17 protein-coding genes are annotated in these 17,790 nt (G+C 37.8%); 7 read left to right on the top strand and 10 right to left on the bottom strand.

Going from position 1 to position 17,790, the window contains the following annotated elements; genetic code table 11:
- The first annotated feature begins 39 nt into the window (after positions 1–39).
- The gene (locus tag ACFQ4X_RS07580) at positions 40–1,497 is read left to right on the top strand and encodes an amidase family protein (protein ID WP_379834142.1); all 1,458 of its coding nucleotides are present in this window, start codon (positions 40–42) and stop codon (positions 1,495–1,497) included.
- A gap of 286 nt (positions 1,498–1,783) precedes the next feature.
- Here the strand turns inward: ACFQ4X_RS07580 and ltaE are convergent, their stop codons facing one another.
- Together ltaE and ACFQ4X_RS07570 are read right to left on the bottom strand one after the other, a co-directional pair.
- The gene (gene ltaE / locus ACFQ4X_RS07575) at positions 1,784–2,803 is read right to left on the bottom strand and encodes a low-specificity L-threonine aldolase (RefSeq protein ID WP_379834140.1); all 1,020 of its coding nucleotides are present in this window, start codon (positions 2,801–2,803) and stop codon (positions 1,784–1,786) included.
- A 15-nt stretch (positions 2,804–2,818) separates the two neighbouring features.
- A complete protein-coding gene (locus tag ACFQ4X_RS07570) occupies positions 2,819–3,592 on the bottom strand; it encodes a class I SAM-dependent methyltransferase (RefSeq protein WP_379834138.1) in 774 nt (257 codons plus the stop codon).
- A gap of 108 nt (positions 3,593–3,700) precedes the next feature.
- On the opposite strand from ACFQ4X_RS07570, the gene ACFQ4X_RS07565 reads away from it, so the two are divergent.
- From ACFQ4X_RS07565 to ACFQ4X_RS07555, 3 genes are all read left to right on the top strand, one after another.
- Positions 3,701–5,878, top strand: a complete 2,178-nt coding sequence (locus ACFQ4X_RS07565; RefSeq protein ID WP_379834136.1) for an MMPL family transporter — start codon at positions 3,701–3,703, stop codon at positions 5,876–5,878.
- A 91-nt stretch (positions 5,879–5,969) separates the two neighbouring features.
- Entirely contained in the window at positions 5,970–6,554 is a 585-nt protein-coding gene (gene plsY / locus ACFQ4X_RS07560) for a glycerol-3-phosphate 1-O-acyltransferase PlsY (protein ID WP_379834135.1), read from the top strand.
- Positions 6,555–6,783: 229 nt separating this feature from the next.
- Positions 6,784–6,960 (top strand): YjcZ family sporulation protein, encoded by a 177-nt coding sequence (locus tag ACFQ4X_RS07555; protein WP_379837074.1) that lies wholly within the window; start codon positions 6,784–6,786, stop codon positions 6,958–6,960.
- A 104-nt stretch (positions 6,961–7,064) separates the two neighbouring features.
- On the opposite strand, the gene ACFQ4X_RS07550 is transcribed toward ACFQ4X_RS07555, so the two are convergent.
- On the bottom strand, positions 7,065–7,493 hold the full coding sequence (locus ACFQ4X_RS07550) for a BrxA/BrxB family bacilliredoxin (RefSeq protein WP_379834133.1): 429 nt from the start codon (positions 7,491–7,493) through the stop codon (positions 7,065–7,067).
- A 66-nt stretch (positions 7,494–7,559) separates the two neighbouring features.
- A complete protein-coding gene (locus ACFQ4X_RS07545; protein WP_379834131.1) occupies positions 7,560–8,222 on the bottom strand; it encodes an oxidoreductase in 663 nt (220 codons plus the stop codon).
- Between the two features lie 63 nt (positions 8,223–8,285).
- On the opposite strand from ACFQ4X_RS07545, the gene ACFQ4X_RS07540 reads away from it, so the two are divergent.
- Positions 8,286–9,350, top strand: coding sequence for an SDR family oxidoreductase (locus tag ACFQ4X_RS07540; protein ID WP_379834129.1), 1,065 nt, complete (start codon positions 8,286–8,288; stop codon positions 9,348–9,350).
- A gap of 368 nt (positions 9,351–9,718) precedes the next feature.
- Here the strand turns inward: ACFQ4X_RS07540 and ACFQ4X_RS07535 are convergent, their stop codons facing one another.
- Positions 9,719–10,291 (bottom strand): cysteine hydrolase family protein, encoded by a 573-nt coding sequence (locus ACFQ4X_RS07535; RefSeq protein ID WP_379834127.1) that lies wholly within the window; start codon positions 10,289–10,291, stop codon positions 9,719–9,721.
- Between the two features lie 13 nt (positions 10,292–10,304).
- On the bottom strand, positions 10,305–10,985 hold the full coding sequence (locus tag ACFQ4X_RS07530) for an MgtC/SapB family protein (RefSeq protein ID WP_379834126.1): 681 nt from the start codon (positions 10,983–10,985) through the stop codon (positions 10,305–10,307).
- A 208-nt stretch (positions 10,986–11,193) separates the two neighbouring features.
- Between ACFQ4X_RS07530 and ACFQ4X_RS07525 the strand changes: the two genes are divergently transcribed.
- Complete coding sequence (locus ACFQ4X_RS07525; RefSeq protein WP_379834124.1) at positions 11,194–11,529, top strand: DUF485 domain-containing protein; 336 nt, start codon at positions 11,194–11,196, stop codon at positions 11,527–11,529.
- Positions 11,526–13,067, top strand: coding sequence for a solute symporter family protein (locus tag ACFQ4X_RS07520; RefSeq protein WP_379834123.1), 1,542 nt, complete (start codon positions 11,526–11,528; stop codon positions 13,065–13,067). The genes ACFQ4X_RS07525 and ACFQ4X_RS07520 overlap by 4 nt, the downstream gene beginning before the upstream one ends.
- 15 nt (positions 13,068–13,082) lie before the next feature.
- Here the strand turns inward: ACFQ4X_RS07520 and ACFQ4X_RS07515 are convergent, their stop codons facing one another.
- The 4 genes from ACFQ4X_RS07515 to ACFQ4X_RS07500 form a co-directional block, all read right to left on the bottom strand.
- Positions 13,083–14,501, bottom strand: a complete 1,419-nt coding sequence (locus ACFQ4X_RS07515; protein ID WP_379834121.1) for an amino acid permease — start codon at positions 14,499–14,501, stop codon at positions 13,083–13,085.
- 131 nt (positions 14,502–14,632) lie between these two features.
- On the bottom strand, positions 14,633–15,493 hold the full coding sequence (locus ACFQ4X_RS07510) for a CvfB family protein (RefSeq protein WP_379834119.1): 861 nt from the start codon (positions 15,491–15,493) through the stop codon (positions 14,633–14,635).
- 308 nt (positions 15,494–15,801) lie between these two features.
- A complete protein-coding gene (locus ACFQ4X_RS07505; protein WP_066289923.1) occupies positions 15,802–15,951 on the bottom strand; it encodes a YycC family protein in 150 nt (49 codons plus the stop codon).
- Positions 15,952–16,012: 61 nt separating this feature from the next.
- The gene (locus ACFQ4X_RS07500; protein ID WP_379834116.1) at positions 16,013–17,701 is read right to left on the bottom strand and encodes a formate--tetrahydrofolate ligase; all 1,689 of its coding nucleotides are present in this window, start codon (positions 17,699–17,701) and stop codon (positions 16,013–16,015) included.
- Positions 17,702–17,790 lie beyond the last annotated feature (89 nt).

The following is a 17,790-nucleotide window of genomic DNA, read 5'->3' as shown; positions in this document are numbered from 1 at the left end:
TATAATAAGTAATGAGTAAATAAGAGAGGAAGCGGCAAAATGTCCCAAATAAACCTGTTGCAAATTGAAGAAATGACGCTGGACCAGTTACATACTTATTTTGAAAATGAGGAATTGACGTCATACGAACTGGTTAAACACTATTTGAAACGAATAGCCATGTACGACAAAGCTGGTCCTTCTATTAATTCTGTTCTTGAGGTAAATCCAGAAGCTCTTTTCATTGCCCGCAATATGGATGCAGAGCGAAAAAACGGTAAAGTTCGCGGTCCTTTACATGGCGTCCCTGTGATTATTAAGGATAATATTGATACTGCTGATCAAATGCATACAAGCGCCGGGTCATTAGCCCTTCAAAATCACTACGCAAAGAAGGATGCGTTTATTGTACATAAACTTAGAGATGCTGGTGCTATCATTCTTGGTAAAGCAAATATGACAGAATGGGCAAACTTCATGGCTTATAATATGCCGAATGGCTTCAGTTCTAGGGGCGGACAAGTGTTAAACCCTTATGGTCCCGGTGTCCTTGATGTAAGTGGTTCGAGTTCTGGATCAGGAGCAGCAGTAGCTTGCAATTTTACAATGCTTGCAGTTGGAACTGAAACTTCAGGCTCCATACTCTGCCCTGCAGGAAATAACAATATTGTTGGGATAAAACCTACAGTAGGTCTGGTTTCAAGAACAGGAATCATCCCTATTTCTATTAGTCAGGATACAGCTGGGCCAATGGCGAGAAATGTTAAAGATGCGGCTGTTTTGCTCGAAATATTATCAGGCTGTGACTCTGAAGATTCTGCCACACATTGTGCACCCTCTTCGATCTCTTATACGGATGGACTTGCAAATGCATCACTAAAAGGAAAACGATTAGGAATAACATATGATTTTTGCATAAGAAACTTAAATGAAAATCAAAAATTGGTGTTTGACCAAGCTCTTTTTGACCTAAAAAAAGAAGGAGCAGAGATTGTTTATTTGGATCAAATTTCTCCATTAGAAAACGGCGGGTTTGATTATAACGTTTTATTGTACGAATTTAAATCAGGCATCAATAATTATCTGAAGACAGTATCCCCAGCACTAGGTTTACAGACGTTATCAGATATCATTGCCTATAACGAAAAACATAAAAAAGATTGTCTAAAACATAATCAAGAATTATTGATTGAGAGTGACCAGACGGAAGGAACATTAACAAGCTCTGCTTACTTAGAGTCTAGATTGAATGATTTAGAGAATACACAAAATAACGGAATTGATTTAGTTATGCATGAAAATCAGCTTGATGCACTTATCAGTCCTAATGATGTTTGGTATGGAATTCCTGCAAAAGCTGGCTACCCTTCTATCTCAGTACCTTCAGGATTTGATGAAGATGGATTGCCGCTAAGCATCATTTTGACTGCAGGAGCATTCTCAGAGAAAAAATTGATAGAGATTTCATATGTATATGAACAAGCAACCCATAATCGTAAACCGATTGAATTCAAATAAAAAAACCGGGGAATTTCCCCGGTTTTTATTTTGGCTGCTCCTATTTGTTTTCGCAAACCTTTGTTGCGCTTGAAAGAGGTTGATTTCCGCTCCAGGATGCTCGCTTTCCGCGGGGCGTGCGGTGAGCCTCCTCGGCGCTTTGCGCCCTTAGGAGTCTCATCTGTCCCGCTGCTCCCGCAGGAGTCTCGCACCTTGCTCTCCAATCAACTTGTCAATGCAGAGAATGAAAAAATGACCCAAAAGCAACAATCTTTTAGAGAAGAGCCTTTAGAAAAGAACTTTATGTTTATACGATTTTCTTCAATGCAGATATTGCTTTGTCGATATCTTCTAAACTCACATCATAATGAGTTGTTAATCGTATTTGACCTTCTCCAAAAGATACAGCAAGAACTCCTTCTCTTTTTAGATCATCTAAAAATTCTTCATTAGATTTATTAGTCTTTTCAATATTTACAATGACTATGTTGGTTTCTGGTCTATTTTTTAAGGAAAGTCCGCTAATATCTTCAATAGCATCAGCTAGTCTCATTGCCTTTTCATGATCTTCAGCTAATCGGTCTACCATTTCGGTTAATGAGATTATACCGCTGGCTGCTAAAAAGCCTGCCTGTCTCAAACCTCCGCCTAATCGTTTTCTCCATTTTCTAGCTTTTTGAATCATCTCTTTTTTTCCTGCCAAGAGGGATCCAACCGGAGAACCTAAACCTTTTGATAAACAAATCTGAACTGAATCACAATATTGTGTATAGTCGGTCACCTTTTTATTAGATGCTACTGCAGCATTAAATAACCTTGCACCATCTATATGTACAGGTATAGATGCCTTTTGGGCAACCTGAAAGATTTCTTTCATATTCTCTGTAGAAACTATAGAACCTCCAGACCGGTTATGTGTATTTTCAAGGCAAATTAATGATGTATCAGGAAAATGAATATCTTCTGACCGGATTGCGCTCTTAACTTCTTTTGGATCCATTGCCCCTTTTATCCCTTTTATTACACGCGGTTGTACCCCAGCTAAAGCTGAAATAGCCCCTCCCTCATAAAAGAAGATGTGAGACTCCGATTCTACGATAATTTCATCGCCTGGTGAACAAAAGCCAAGAACAGCTAATTGATTTCCCTGTGTTCCGCTTGTAACAAATAGTGCGTCTTCCTTACAAAGCATTTCTGCTGCCAGTTCTTCTAACCTGTTTATTGTAGGGTCCTCACCGTAAACATCATCCCCTACCGTTGCTTCAAAAATAGCTTGTCTCATTCTTTTAGTCGGCTGTGTCAGTGTATCGCTTCTTAAATCAATCATTCTATCACCTCTGATTTATTTATTCTTCTCAATTATTCCATATATAAAGCTGGCGTTTCGCTGAATTACTTTGAATCCAAGCTCTTCAAATTTACTGCTATTTCTGCTGTCTTTCATCACTACTCGCTGTGACGCCACTCGTAATGCTTCTTCTATAACTTCAGGTGTGATTACACGATAATCAGCACTTCCTTTTAAACCTTGAATTCCTGGTGATTGGATACTCGATTCAAACATGGGATCAAAATATACAATATCAAAACGATTATCTGCTGCCTTTTTTAAGAATTCATAATGTTCACTATGAATGACTTCAATGCGGCGCATGGCATTATTCATATCTTTTATACTGCTATCCCATACTTTCAAGCCGCTCTGTACAACAAATGAAATAGCCTTGCTACTCTCAATCCCAGTCACTTTTCCATTTTCACCTGCTACTAAACTAGCAACGATAGAATCAGACCCGAGTCCAAGGGTACAGTCCAGTAATGACATACCAGGTTTTAATTTTGCTGCTTCAATAAAAGGATCTTTATCTCCTCTAAGTAATTGCTTTACTCTAAACATAGAGGAGTTTGGATGAAAAAAGAAAGGAGAGCTTCCGTCTTTTGGATGATAAGAAATTTTATCTACTCCAATCATTAGAACATTATCGTTATATTTTTCAATAATTGAAGAAATAGAATGGCGGTCTCTATCTACAAAAGAGCTATTTAATAAATGTGCAGTTTCTTTAGCTTTTTCATAAATTCTTTCTGCATTTTTCCCTGCAGTTGTCACTATCATAAAGATCATCCTGTCTAAAAAATAATTGCTTTAACATATTACGTATTATTTGCATATCTCTTGGAACAAACCTAAAATATGGGAAGATATATACAAGGAGGCACCATAATGAAAAAAAGCTCCCCCTTCCTGAGATTAGGAAGAATTACATATCGTTTCCGTATTGCTATTATAGCATTTTGGATCTTGACTACCATTCTATTAGGCTTCTTTGCAATAAAATTGCCTTCCATATTGAGCGGCAGCGGTTTTGAGATGGATGGATCATTTTCTAAGGTTGAAAATATTCTCCAAGATAAGTTTAACCAGCCAAAGTCTTCTGTAATGTTAGTCTTTGATTCGAAAAAATACGAAACACAGGATGATGCTTATAAACAATTTGTAAATAAGACGCTTGCATCAGTGAAGGATGTTGAAGATGCAGTAGGTGTTCAAAGCCCATATGATGCTCCTGACAAAATGATAAAAGAAAATGTTTCTTTTGCCTCAATCCGATTTGATAAAAGTTTTAATGATTTAAAGAAATCCATTGATCAAATTAGAGACAGGTTACCGAAAGATGGTGATATTTCTGTTTCTTTAACTGGCGGTCCTGTTATTGCTGAGGATATGAATACAGCCAGCCAGCAGGATTTAGCGAGAGCAGAAGCTATTGGTATTCCCGCAGCTCTTATTATTCTATTGCTTGCGTTTGGAGGTCTGGTAGCAGCAGGACTGCCTATAATTGTTGGATTAATAAGTGTAGCAAGTTCCCTTGGATTATTATACTTTTACGGATTAGAAGCGAACGTAAGTATATTTCTGTTAAATGTTGTTCCTATGATCGGACTGGCATTAGGAATTGATTTTGCACTTCTTCTCGTTAACCGGTTTAGAGAAGAACTTCATCAAGGTATTGAAAAAGCTACAATCATATCTGTGCAAACTGCGGGAAGATCAATTGCTTTTTCTGGTTTATGTGTCTTTTTAGGACTATCAGGAATGCTCCTTATTGATATCGATATTTTTAAAACGGTAGCTATTGGCGGAATGGTTGTTGTTGTGTTATCTGTCTTGAATGCTATAACATTCCTGCCAGCTATGCTTGCGGTTCTTGGTAAACGAGTTAACGCTCTAAAAATACTCAAAACAAAAGAAAAAGAACAATCTATCTGGCATTCATTTGCATCGTTTGTGATGAAACGGCCAGTAATAATGGCATTATTTGCAGCTGTTTTGCTCATCTTCTCAGTAACACCTGTTAAGGATATGAAACTTTCAATCCCAGAAGCAGAGGCGTTACCTCCTGATTATGAATCAAGAAACGCATTTGAAAAGTTTGAAAAAACTTTTGGCGAAGATGAGTTGTACCCTGTTCTCATTGTTGCAGAGTCAGAGAAATCATACTTACAGGATAAAAAGGCATTGCAGTCTTTAGAACGGTTAGTAAAAGACCTGCAAGAAGAAAAAGAAATCTCAAAAACAGAATCAATTTTCGATTATACAAATCAGTTAAACAGCACTGAACTATTCCAATTACTTCAGACAGAACAAGGTAAACAGCAGCTATCCTCTGCACTGGAACCTTTCGTAAATAACCGTACAGCCGTTATTCGCGCATATCTATCTGTAGATGTTACAGGAAGTGATGCGAAACAGTTTGTGAAAGAATGGGAAAAGAAACATGAAGGTCTTTCTTTAACGATTGGCGGGGCAACTAAGTTTAATCAAGAAATCTTCGACGAGATTATTGAAAAAGCACCATATGGACTCGCTGTTGTACTTGCAGCAACTCTGTTTATCCTGATGGTTGCCTTTAGGTCAATCTTTATTCCGCTCAAGGCAATCCTCATGAACATGCTGAGTTTAGCTGCTACTTTCGGTATACTCGTTTGGATCTTTCAAAGCGGAACAATTATGGAGCCGGTGGAAATTGGATTGATGATTCCCGTCTTTACTTTTGGTATTGTGTTTGGACTAAGTATGGACTACGAAGTGTTCTTGATCTCTAGAATTCAAGAGATGTATGAAGAAACGGGTGACAATGATCAAGCAACGCTGCTTGGTCTAACTTCAACTTCAAAGATTATTACATCTGCAGCAGCGATCATGATCGTTATTACTGGCTCTTTCGCATTTACAGATGTAATGCCAGTTAAACAGATAGGAATTGCCATTGCATTAGCTATCTTTATCGATGCAACCATTGTAAGAATGATTTTTGTTCCTTCCCTTATGAAGCTTCTTGGACACTGGAACTGGTGGATGCCTTTCTCAAAACGAAATAAACAGCGAAGCACTCTTTAATAAGGGTGCTTTTTTCATTAAACAATAGTGGGAAATTAAAACATTATGTCCTATAATAAGAATTAGCTAGTTTTATATTAGGGGTGTTTATATGATCGACACAGTTATTATTATACTTCTTTCTTATTTGCTAGGCTCTATCCCCTTTGCGCTTTTAGTAGGAAAACTTGGTTATGGAATTGATATTCGGCAGCATGGGAGCGGTAATTTAGGTGGTACTAATACATTTCGGATTTTAGGCAAAAAAGCAGGATTTATCGTATCTGCTGCAGATGTATTAAAAGGAACACTCGCTGCCAGCTTGCCCGTAATACTAGATGCAGACCTTCATCCATTGATTGCAGGAATCCCCGCCGTTATTGGACATTGTTATCCAGTATTCGCAAAATTCAAGGGTGGAAAAGCTGTAGCAACATCTGGCGGAGTTCTATTGTTTGCAGAGCCATTATTATTTCTATTGGTCTTGATTACTTTCTTTTTATCCTTATACATAAGTAAATATGTATCTCTTTCATCGATTATGGCTGGTGTGGGTTCAGTAATCTTAAGTCTTTTCCTTGCTGATAACATTACTACTTATATCCTCATTGGGTTTACCCTCTTTTTATTGTACAGACATAGACAGAATATTGTTCGGATCGCCAAGAAAACTGAACCAAAAGTAAAGTGGATTTAATGACCGTTCTTAAAAATAAGAACGGTTTTTTCTTATATTTATTAAAAATAGGCTCTTCTCCTAAAAAAGTACAGGCGATTTCACTAAAAACTCCGCATTTGTCCGTGTCCGTTTAGGTGTTTCGGTCATATGGTGTAATGTGACGTTGACCTATACTTAAATATTTGGAGGGACTGAAATGGAAAATAAGAAAATGAATATGCCTTATGGTGACAATATGAATATTGGTATGAAGCCAGTAGCTAACATGCCTCTTCACGGTGGATACGGCGGTGGCTATGGTCATGGTTATGGATGTGGATTCTTAATTATTGTTGTTCTATTCATTCTATTGATCATTATTGGTGCTACAGCTTTCCATGGTAAAGACGACTGCGACAAAGATGAGTCATCATCATCTCATTAATGTAATTATTTTATGAAAAAAAAGAGAGAAGCGGATCCGCTTCTCTCTTTTAATGTCCTGTGATAAAATTAGATTACATACGATTACCAAAATTAACCATAAGATTAACAGTGCTGGTCATAAGCTCCTAACAGGTTCTCCAAGATTTCCTCTGGTGAATGATTTTCTATGTTATGTCTGTGGATATAATGTACGACTTTTCCATCTTTTAAAAGAGCCATAGAAGGAGAAGAAGGCGGGATATCACCAAAGAATTCTCTGATCTGTGCAGTTGCTTCTTTATCCTGGCCGGCAAATACCGTAACAATCTGGTCAGGTTTTACTTCGTGGTTTAATGATGCTACTGCTACTGGACGAGCAAGACCTGCTGCGCATCCACATACGGAGTTTATTACTACAAGTGCAGTTCCTTCCGTTTCTTGCATAAAATAATTTACTTCTTCTGGTGTCTTTAATTCTTCAAAACCAGCACGAGTCAATTCATCTCTCATGGGCTGAGCCATTTGTTTCATATATTCTTCATAGGCATTCATAAAGTATTCCTCCTGAAAACGAATCATTTACATACAATGTTATTATAGCGTAAATTAGCTATTTTTTTAACTGTTTCGGCTTAACTCATGAATGGCCGAGTTTTCTATTATATTCACTTCCTTATCTGAAAAAGAAAAGCTAGCTTTAATCATTGCTCTGGCAACACTGCCCGCATCGATTGGTTTATATTTATTCGGAAAAATAAAAGGAAGTGCTGTATAAACCTTTTCTGCAAATCTTTCCCCGAAACGGAATTCGTTACGATCACCAATTAATAAGGAAGGTCGTACTATAGTAAGGTTTTTAATATTTAAGGAAATCAATTGTGTTTCCATCTCCCCTTTTACTCGATTGTAAAAGAACAAAGATTTGGAATCTGCTCCCATTGCAGAAATGATTGCGACATTTTGAACGTTTAACTTAATCGCTAACCTTGCCAGTTTGACAGGAATATGAAGGTCAACCTCTTCAAATCTTTCTTTTGTTTGTGCTTTTTTCATGGTGGTACCAATACAAATAAGCATACTATCTGCATTTATGTTTTCAATCTTATATTCTAAACTTGTAAAGTCAAATAAAACCTCTTTAATTTTTGGATGCTTAATTTCTGAGTTATTTCTAACGAGCAGGATAATTTCACTACAAGTCGGATCAGAGATTAGATGTTTTACAACTTCTTTGCCAACAAGACCGCTTGCTCCTGCTACAATAACTGTTTTTTCCTTCATAATTATAGTCCCTTCTGCTTTTTAAAAATGTTTGAAAAATATTAAGACAGGCTGGTGCTAATTTTGGAACATACTTATTTTATCACTGGATTTCCAGGTTTTATAGCTACAAAACTATTAGAAGCACTTCGTCACAAATATCCTTCGTCACAATTTTATTTACTTACTTTAAAACAAGAAAGAAAAATTGCTGAACAAAAACTTAAAGACGGCGATAAAAACACCATTCTTTTAGAGGGTGATATAACAAAAGATGGACTTGGTCTGCCTGATTATTTGAGGAGAGAAATAGCTGAAAAAATAACACATTGTATACATCTTGCTGCTCTTTACGATTTAACCGCAGCTTATTCTCCTTCTTATTCTTGTAATGTCCTTGGTACTGAAAATGTAATAAAATTTGTAAAAGGCTGTAAGGATATTAAACGTTTTTGTTATTTCAGTACTGCATATGTATCAGGAAATGAAAAAGGAAAAATAGTAGAATCCAGCTTGTCAGAACCTGCTGGCTTTCGGAACTATTATGAACAAACCAAGTATGAGGCAGAACGAATGGTAAGGATGTATATGAATGAACTGCCAATCACCATAATAAGACCTGGAATCATAGTAGGTGATTCAAGAACTGGCGAAACAATAAAATTTGATGGTCCTTATTTTATGATGCAATTTTTAAGAAGACTATCTGCTCTGCCAATCCCTTATATCGGCCGTACTGCTTCTAAAATTCACCTTGTTCCGGTGGACTTTATTATTAATGCTTCTATATTTCTGATGCACGATAAACGGGGTGAATCAAAAACTTATCATTTATTAAGTCCATCATCGCCCAAGATCCATGATGCTTATACTTTAATATGCAAAGAGCTTAATGATAAGAAACCTAGCTGGCATTTGCCTCGATCAATTGCGGATCGAATGTTATCCATTTCTTTTATTTCAAAATGGCTTGGTGTACCCCGAGAAACACTTTCATACTTTTCACATGAAGCAGATTATGATACTTCTCAACTAGTTCAGGATCTAGAAGGTACTGGTATTACATGCCCGCCTTTTGAAGAATATGTGCCGGTACTTGTCCGGTACTACAAAGATAATGCTGCTGATGTTTCATTAAAGCGTTATTAATAAAAAATATGGGGGCTGTCCAAAAAGTGAGGTAAATTTGCTTTTGGCAGCCCCAATTATTTTTACAAAATAAAAAAATAAATAAGATCCTCTTTCGCAATCATTGTTGCTCTTGGAAGTAGTTGATTTCCTTTCCAGGATGCTCGCTTTCCGCGGGGTCGTGCGGTGAGCCTTCTCGGCTCTTTGCGCCATTAGAAGTCTCACCTGTCCCGCTGCTCCAGCAGGAGTCTCGCACCTTGCAATCCAACCAACTTTTCAAAGAAGAGAATGAAAAAATGAGCCAAAAGCAACAAACTTTTAGAGAACAGCCTAATAAAAAAGAGGCATGACTTCAAAAGTTTTTTAACTTTTGAGTCATCCCCCTATTTTTAAACGAGACTGCTGTTCTTGCTGACAACTTCTGCTCCAAGTGTATTCTTAAAATGGGAAAGCGCCCATTCATGCCCTGGCTGGCTAAAACTTTGTACAGCATCCTCATGTATCACAATTGAAAAACCTTTATTGTATGCATCTACAGCAGTATGTAATACACAAATGTCAGTACATACTCCTGTCAGATGTACTTCTTGAATATTTCTCTCCCTTAATTTAATCTCCAGATCTGTACCCGCAAAAGCACTATAGCGTGTTTTATCGAGCCATAAAATATTCTTTTCTGGCCTAGCCATGTTCTCAACAAATACATCCTTAAGCTTTCCGAACAGTTCCCTGCCTTCTGTATTCCTGATATTGTGTGGAGGAAACAGTTTGCTCTCTGGATGATAGGGATCATTTTCGTCATGAACATCCACAGCAAAAACAACATAATCGTCATTTTTAATAAATTCGTCAATAATAGCTGCAATTCTCTCTTCTATTGCCTGACCTGGTTTTCCGCAAGTCAGCCTCCCTTCATCAGCGACAAAATCATTTGTGTAATCAATAACTACCAAAGCTTTCATTTTTTCCTCCTAATTAATCAAGTGTCTCAATTTCAACACTTCTTATTCCTTGAATTTTTTTTACATCATCATATAGATCAGTGGTGTACCTTTTTTCATAAATGGAAGCAGCCATCTCCATTTTCCGATTATCATTCTCGAGATCTTTAATTCTTACGTTTACAATACGGACGTTAAGCTCGTTAATTTGTTTCATTACATCACTCATGTTTGTTTCGGGTTTTACGATTAATTTTAACTTTACATCAATCTGCCTTAATGCCTTTGGTCCTATCCACTTCATAATCAAAGGTATCAATTCTACGCTGATTAAAATTAACAAAGCTCCAGCTGCAGCTTCTTTATAAAAACCTGCCCCAGCGGCAATTCCTAAACCAGAAGCCCCCCAAATCATTGCAGCTGTTGTAAGCCCTGAAATAACATCATTGCTTCTTCTTAGTATTACTCCTGCTCCAAGAAAACCTATTCCGCTCACTATTTGAGCAGCAAGACGCATGGGGTCCATAACGGTTTGTCCTGATACGGTAGAGAATTGTTCAGCTGATTCAATGCTTACAATGGTGAGCAAACAACTGCTGATCGAGATGACAAGGCTTGTTTTAAGCCCTACTGGTTTGTTTTTTAATTCGCGTTCGATACCAATCATTAATCCAAAAAAAGCGGATATCCCTAGTTTAACTAAGACAACACTCATGATGTTTGCACCTCTTCTCTGTTTTGGCCCTTACTTAATAATACGCAAACTACCGCATATATTCCTTCTAAACATTAAGCTGATTAATTTGAATTGGTAAAGGTTTTCCGTTTATAATAAGAAAAGCATTATTATCTGAAAATAAAAATAATTCTGTAAAGGAGGGTTTAGTTAAAAATCCTACAACATAATTAAAGGAGGAAGTTCATTGTTACCTAAAAAACAGAAAAACTTTGAAGAACCAAGGTATAGCGAAATTGTTCGTTCCAGTTACTTTAAGCAGCTAATGGAAGAAAAAAAGCGTTTTATTTTACCGATGACTTTATTTTTTTTACTGTTTTATTTCAGTCTTCCCGTTCTGACAGCTTATTCGGATGTCTTAAATAACAAGGCAATCGGTGATATTTCTTGGGCATGGATATTTGCTTTTGCACAATTTATTATGACATGGGCACTGTGCATGATCTATACAAAAAAAGCAAAACGATTTGATGAACTTGCAGAAAAAGTTGTATCTGAAATGGACAAGGAGGTCTCTTCATGAATGGTACAGCATTCACTTTATTCTTAGCAATTGTAGCCCTTACTTTAGTCATTACATATTTTGCTTCCAAAAGGACGAAAACAACGAGTGATTTCTATACAGCTGATGGCGGTCTAACAGGAATGCAGAATGGACTTGCCATTGCAGGGGATTATATGTCGGCTGCGTCTTTTTTAGGAATTGCAGGTTCAATCGCTCTAGCTGGATTTGATGGTTTCTTCTATAGCATCGGTTTTTTAGTTGCTTATCTAGTTGTTTTATATCTAGTAGCGGAACCTCTACGAAATTTAGGGAAATATACGATGGCAGATATGATTGCTGCACGGTTCAATGATAAAAAAGTGCGCGGTGTCGCAGCATTGAATACTATGGCAATCTCAACATTCTACATGGTCGCTCAGCTTGTTGGCGCAGGGGCCCTTATAAAACTTCTACTCGGAATCGATTATGTATATTCTGTACTGATCGTTGGCGTCCTGATGACTGTCTATGTTGTATTTGGCGGAATGACAGCTACGTCCTGGGTTCAGATTGTAAAAGCAGTTCTTTTAATGATTGGGACTTTTATTATTTCAGTTATGGTTTTTGCAAAGTTTGGATTTAGTTTTACAGAAATGTTTGCACAAGTTAAGGAAGCTACTCCATTAGGAGAATCTTTCTTGAATCCGGGCAATAAGTTTAAGGATCCGCTTGATACGATTTCCTTGAATTTAGCTCTTGTGTTAGGAACAGCTGGACTTCCGCACATATTAATTAGGTTTTTCACTGTTAAAGATGCACCAACCGCGAGACAGTCTGTAGTTTATGCAACATGGCTTATAGGTGCTTTTTATATCATGACGATCTTCTTAGGATTCGGTGCTGCTGCATTTGTTGGTCAAGATAACATCGTAGCAGCAAACGCGGCAGGAAACATGGCTGCTCCCCTTCTAGCACAAGTATTAGGCGGAGAATTCTTATTCGCATTCGTTTCAGCTGTTGCGTTCGCGACAATTTTAGCTGTAGTTGCCGGTCTAGTTTTATCAGCAGCTTCAGCATTTGCTCATGACTTTTATACACACATTGTTCGAAAAGGAAAAGCTACTGAAAAGGAACAGATGAAAGCAGCAAAATGGGCATCTGTCGGTGTTGCAATTTTATCTATTATTTTGGCTTTATTCGCACAAAAATTGAATGTAGCATTTTTAGTATCACTTGCATTTGCAGTTGCAGCAAGTGCAAACCTTCCAATTATTTTATTAACGATTTTTTGGAAACGCTTTAACACTGCTGGTGCTGTTACTGGTATGCTTGTGGGATTATTAAGCTCTCTTATCCTTGTAGCCCTGTCTCCAAGTGTCTGGTCTCCAGTTGAGGGAGCAGCCATTCTAACGGGAGAAGCTATTTTCCCTCTTGCTAACCCTGGAATTGTTTCTATCCCTCTAGGCTTCTTAGGTGCATTCATAGGAACAATGCTCTCTAAGCCGTCTGATGCTGACAAGTTTAATGAAATTCTTGTAAAAGCTAACACAGGTTCAGGTCTGCGTAAAGGTGCATAAAGGAAAAACCGGCTGTCAGTCAGCCGGTTTTTCACTTGTATCCGCATTTTTTGGAACAAACGGATAAAATAATATTCCAGATGCAAGCAGAGCCATTCCAAAGAGGAATGTTTTGATATCAGCTGTTCCAGCGTATATAACCCAAATCGAATAGATAGCTGCTAATGATGCTATAATACCATCTGTCGTTCTTTTATAGCGGGCATCTTCATATGTCTCCCCTTTTATTACGAGTTTTAATTGATAAAGGGATGCGACAATATAAGGAACTAAAAACGCAAGTGTAGCTATAAATATCATAAAGTCAAATGCCTGCGCCATGGATTGTGAAACGACTGAAAATAAAAAGAGCTGAGTACATAAGTTAGTGACCCATAAAGAAAAAACGGGAGCTCCTTTTTTATTTTCTTTAAGAAATGCAGGTATAAACATCCTTTGCTGTGCTGCCTGAAAAGGTACTTCGGCTGAAAGAAGAACCCAGCCAATCGTTGCTCCTAATAATGAAATAACTCCGAGCAGTGCCATAATTATACTTCCTGATGGACCAATTGCAACCATCAGCGCATCGACCAGCGGCTTTTGAGAAGAGACCAATTCATTTTGAGGAAGAGTCCCCATAACTAAGAGAGTGATACTTAAATAAAGTGCCAGAGCTATTAAAAGCCCCAAAATAGTTGCTTTTTTAACATCGCTCCTTTTCTTGGCTCGTGTCGAGAATACAACTGCTGATTCTACACCAACAAATGCCCAAAGAGTTGCGATCGCTGCATTATTAATCTGGCTTAGAAATCCATTAGCTACTCCGCCCTCTCCTTCAACTGGCTCGTAGAAAGGAACAATGTTACTGCTCTGAAACGCATACATACAAGCAAAAATGAATAATAAGAATCCTAATACTTTTGCAGCAGTAGCTATAAAGTTAACTTTCCCAGCGCCTTCAATTCCATTTAAAATTAAGAAGTGCACGCCCCACAGAAGAATCGTACATACGATAAATGTTATGACTCCCCCAGTGGTTATAGTTGTTCCCATAACCTTAAATAAAGCATTTGAACTGGTCATTACAGGAAAGAATGTTGATAAATAACTAGCAAAAGTTGTTATGATAGCAACGTTTCCTGACCAGTTAGCAACCCAGTAACCCCAGCTGACAAGGTATCCGCTCAATAAAGAAGATTTTTTGTTTTCTTCAAATAGTGCCTTTGCATAGTTTTGAGGACCGCCATTTAATTCTGGTTTTCTAAGAGACAAATTCCCAAAAACCAGAGCCGTCATTAAAACACCAAAACCTGTTATTACCCATGCTGAAATCACTCCTGCAGGACTAGCCACTTCTGCTAGCGATCTTGGCAGCATGAAGATTCCAGACCCTACCATATTTCCGACTACAAGGGCGGTTAATACCCAAAAACCTAGATTTCTTTTCAATGACATCCCACCTTTCAATCACATTTATTTTACCCAATAGGATAGTATTCAAATCCTCATCCTTTAAAAGGCAACTTCGGATAAAAATTTCAGAGACAAAAATTTAAAAAGGAACCTATGTGCAGGTTCCTTTTTTATTATATTTGAAGATATGTTTTACCGTTTTCCTGAATAATTTTCTCTTCCTTCATGAGTTTGCCAAGTGCACGTTTGAAAGCTGCTTTGCTCATTTGGAACGTTTCTTTTATTTCATCAGGTGATGATTTATCAGTTAGAGGCATCTGTCCTTTATGTTCGCGGAGGTATTGATAAATCAACTCTGCATCTTCACTGTAAGCTACTTCTTTTCTAGCTTTCATGGACAAATTGATTCTTCCATCTTCTCGGACAAATGCAACCCTTGCACCCAACTTTTGCCCCAGACGCGGCTTTACCTTTAATTCATCATTATGAATAAATCCAATATACTGTTCTTCAGTAAACAACAATACACCAGATTCATTGATTTTATAAACATATCCTGATGTTTGCTGATTAAAAGCTTCTTCAGTTGCTGCTTCTGCTTGTTCAACCATCTCTTCTTCAGTAGCTAAGTCAGCAAATAAACGTCCCTTTTTATCAAGCTTCATACCAGAATACACTTTATCTCCAATATGCGGCCACTCATCCCATGATTCTGGCAGATCATCTTTTGACAGGAGAAGATCTTTTTTGATGCCAATATGCAAAAATACACCCAGCTTATGATTTACCCCAGCTACTTCCAGCCAAGCCAAAGAATCAAGTCTTACTTTAGGTATGGTTTCGGTAGCTGCTAGTCTTCCTTCATGGTCCTGATAGAGAAAAACTTCTACACTTCCACCTTCTTCATATTTTCCTTTTGATTCTGCTTTATGCAAAAGCACTTCTTTTCCGTCTTCTAAATCTAAAACATACCCTAAATCTGAATCTCTCAGTACTTTCAGCGTATATACTAATCCAGGTTTTTTTGTTTCCATCGTTTCATTCCTTTTCTGTTGATCAATTAAGAAGGCTGTTTTCGTAAACTTTGTTGCTTTTGCAAGAGGTTAATTTCCGCTTCAGGACTCGCTTTCCGCAGGGTGTGCGGTGAGCCCCCTCGTCGCCTCGCGACATTGAGTGGTCTCACCTGTCCCACTCATCCTGCAGGAGTCTCGTCCTTTCGCTCCAATTAACTATTCAATGAAGAATTTCTACAAAATCTCTCAGGTGCAACAATTTTTTAGAAATGAGCGCTAAAGAAAAAAAGAAAAACCTACATAGTAGGTTTTCGCCTTCTTGATCTTATTTATTCATCTTTATTATCTTTTGCTGCCTCAAGCTCCATTAGTTTTTTTACTAGTATGTGCTGAGGCATATGCATTAGTTGCTCTAGCGGTACATTTAACTCTTTTGCTAATTTAACCGCAGTTTCAGCAGATAATTGTAATGGTTTCATATGCTTCCCTCCAGCAAAAAGTATAGCAGTTTAGAATTATTATCTGTATACACAATATTTTTTAGAATAGACCTACTGCCTTACCGTCTTCAGTAACATCCATATTATTAGCAGCAGGAACTTTTGGGAGTCCAGGCATTGTCATTACATCCCCAGTTAATGCCACAATAAAACCAGCGCCGATTGATGGCTTTAGTTCTCTGATCGTTATAGTAAAGTTTTCGGGACGACCGAGTTTTTTAGGGTCATCTGAGAATGAATACTGTGTTTTGGCCATACAGATAGGAAGATTGTCCCAGCCGAACTCACTATATTGTTTCATTTGTTTTAATGCTTTAGGTGAAAACTGAACCTCACCTGCGCCATAAACTTTTTTACATATCGTTTCGATTTTTTCCGAAATAGATAAATCAAGGTCATATAATGGTCTGTATTCATTTTTTTCATTTTCGATTGTCTCTAAAACTCTTTTTGCTAGTTCTTCTCCGCCTTCTCCGCCTTTAGCCCAAACATCAGCTTCTTCTGAAGCGACACCTTTTTTACTGCACCAATCTTTAATAAAAGCAATCTCTTCTTCTGTGTCTGTAACAAACTTATTGATGGCTACAACAACTGGAACCCCAAATTGTTTTAATGTCTCAAGATGTTTTTCAAGATTCGGCATTCCCTTTTCAAGCGCAGCAACATCTGGAGTTTTCAAATATTCCTTCGCTAGTCCGCCATGCATCTTTAATGCTCTAACCGTTGCGACTATTACAACCGCACTAGGATTAATGCCAGCATATCTTGCTTTTATATCTAAGAACTTTTCAGCACCTAAATCAGCTCCGAATCCTGCTTCAGTAACAACCATATCACCTAGCTTGGATGCCAGTTTAGTTGCAATAACACTGTTGCATCCATGCGCGATATTTGCAAAAGGACCGCCATGAACAAGAGCAGGTGTATTCTCGAGTGTTTGAACAATATTAGGGCGGATCGCATCTTTTAACAGAAGCGTAAGTGCACCGTGTGCATTTAAGTCACCAGCTGTTACAGGCTCATTATCATAATCGAAAGCTACTACCATTCTTGATAGTCTGAGCTTTAAATCTTCAAGGTTATTAGCCAAACAAAAAATGGCCATGATTTCTGAAGCTACTGTAATGTCAAACCCGTCTTCACGCGGTACACCTTGAACAGGTCCGCCTAATCCGATAACAATCTTTCTTAAAGCACGATCGTTCATATCCAAAGCGCGTTTCCATACAATACGGCGAGGATCTATATTTAAAGCGTTGCCTTGATGGATATGATTATCAATAAGTGCTGCTAGTGCATTATTAGCAGTAGTGATTGCATGAAGGTCTCCAGTGAAATGGAGGTTGATATCTTCCATAGGCATTACTTGAGAATAGCCGCCCCCTGCCGCTCCACCTTTAATCCCCATGCTAGGGCCAAGTGAAGGTTCTCGTAAAGCGATTATCGTTTTCTTGCCAACACGATTAAGTGCTTGTCCGAGTCCGACCGTTACGGTAGATTTGCCTTCTCCTGCTGGTGTTGGACTAATAGCTGTAACTAAAACGACATTGCCTTCATCTACATTTTGCAGCTTTTGAAATAGATCTAGTGAAAGTTTTCCTTTGTATCTCCCGTAAGGTTCCCAATCATCCTCATCAATTCCTAGTTGTCCTACAATTTCTTCAATGCGCAGCATCTTAGCTGATTGGGCAATCTCGATATCACTTTTATACGTAACCTTTTCTAGCATGTTGATTTAACCCTCCATATGTAAAATTGTCTCCACTCTCTATTGTATATGAAACCAGTATGTGATGCGATTAGTTTTTATATGATAAC

The organism is Fictibacillus halophilus, assembly GCF_042680145.1.
GTDB classification, from domain to species: Bacteria; Bacillota; Bacilli; order Bacillales; family Fictibacillaceae; genus Fictibacillus; species Fictibacillus halophilus_A.
Note: the sequence above shows the minus strand (reverse complement) of the source record. Positions and strands in the feature narration are given on the sequence as shown.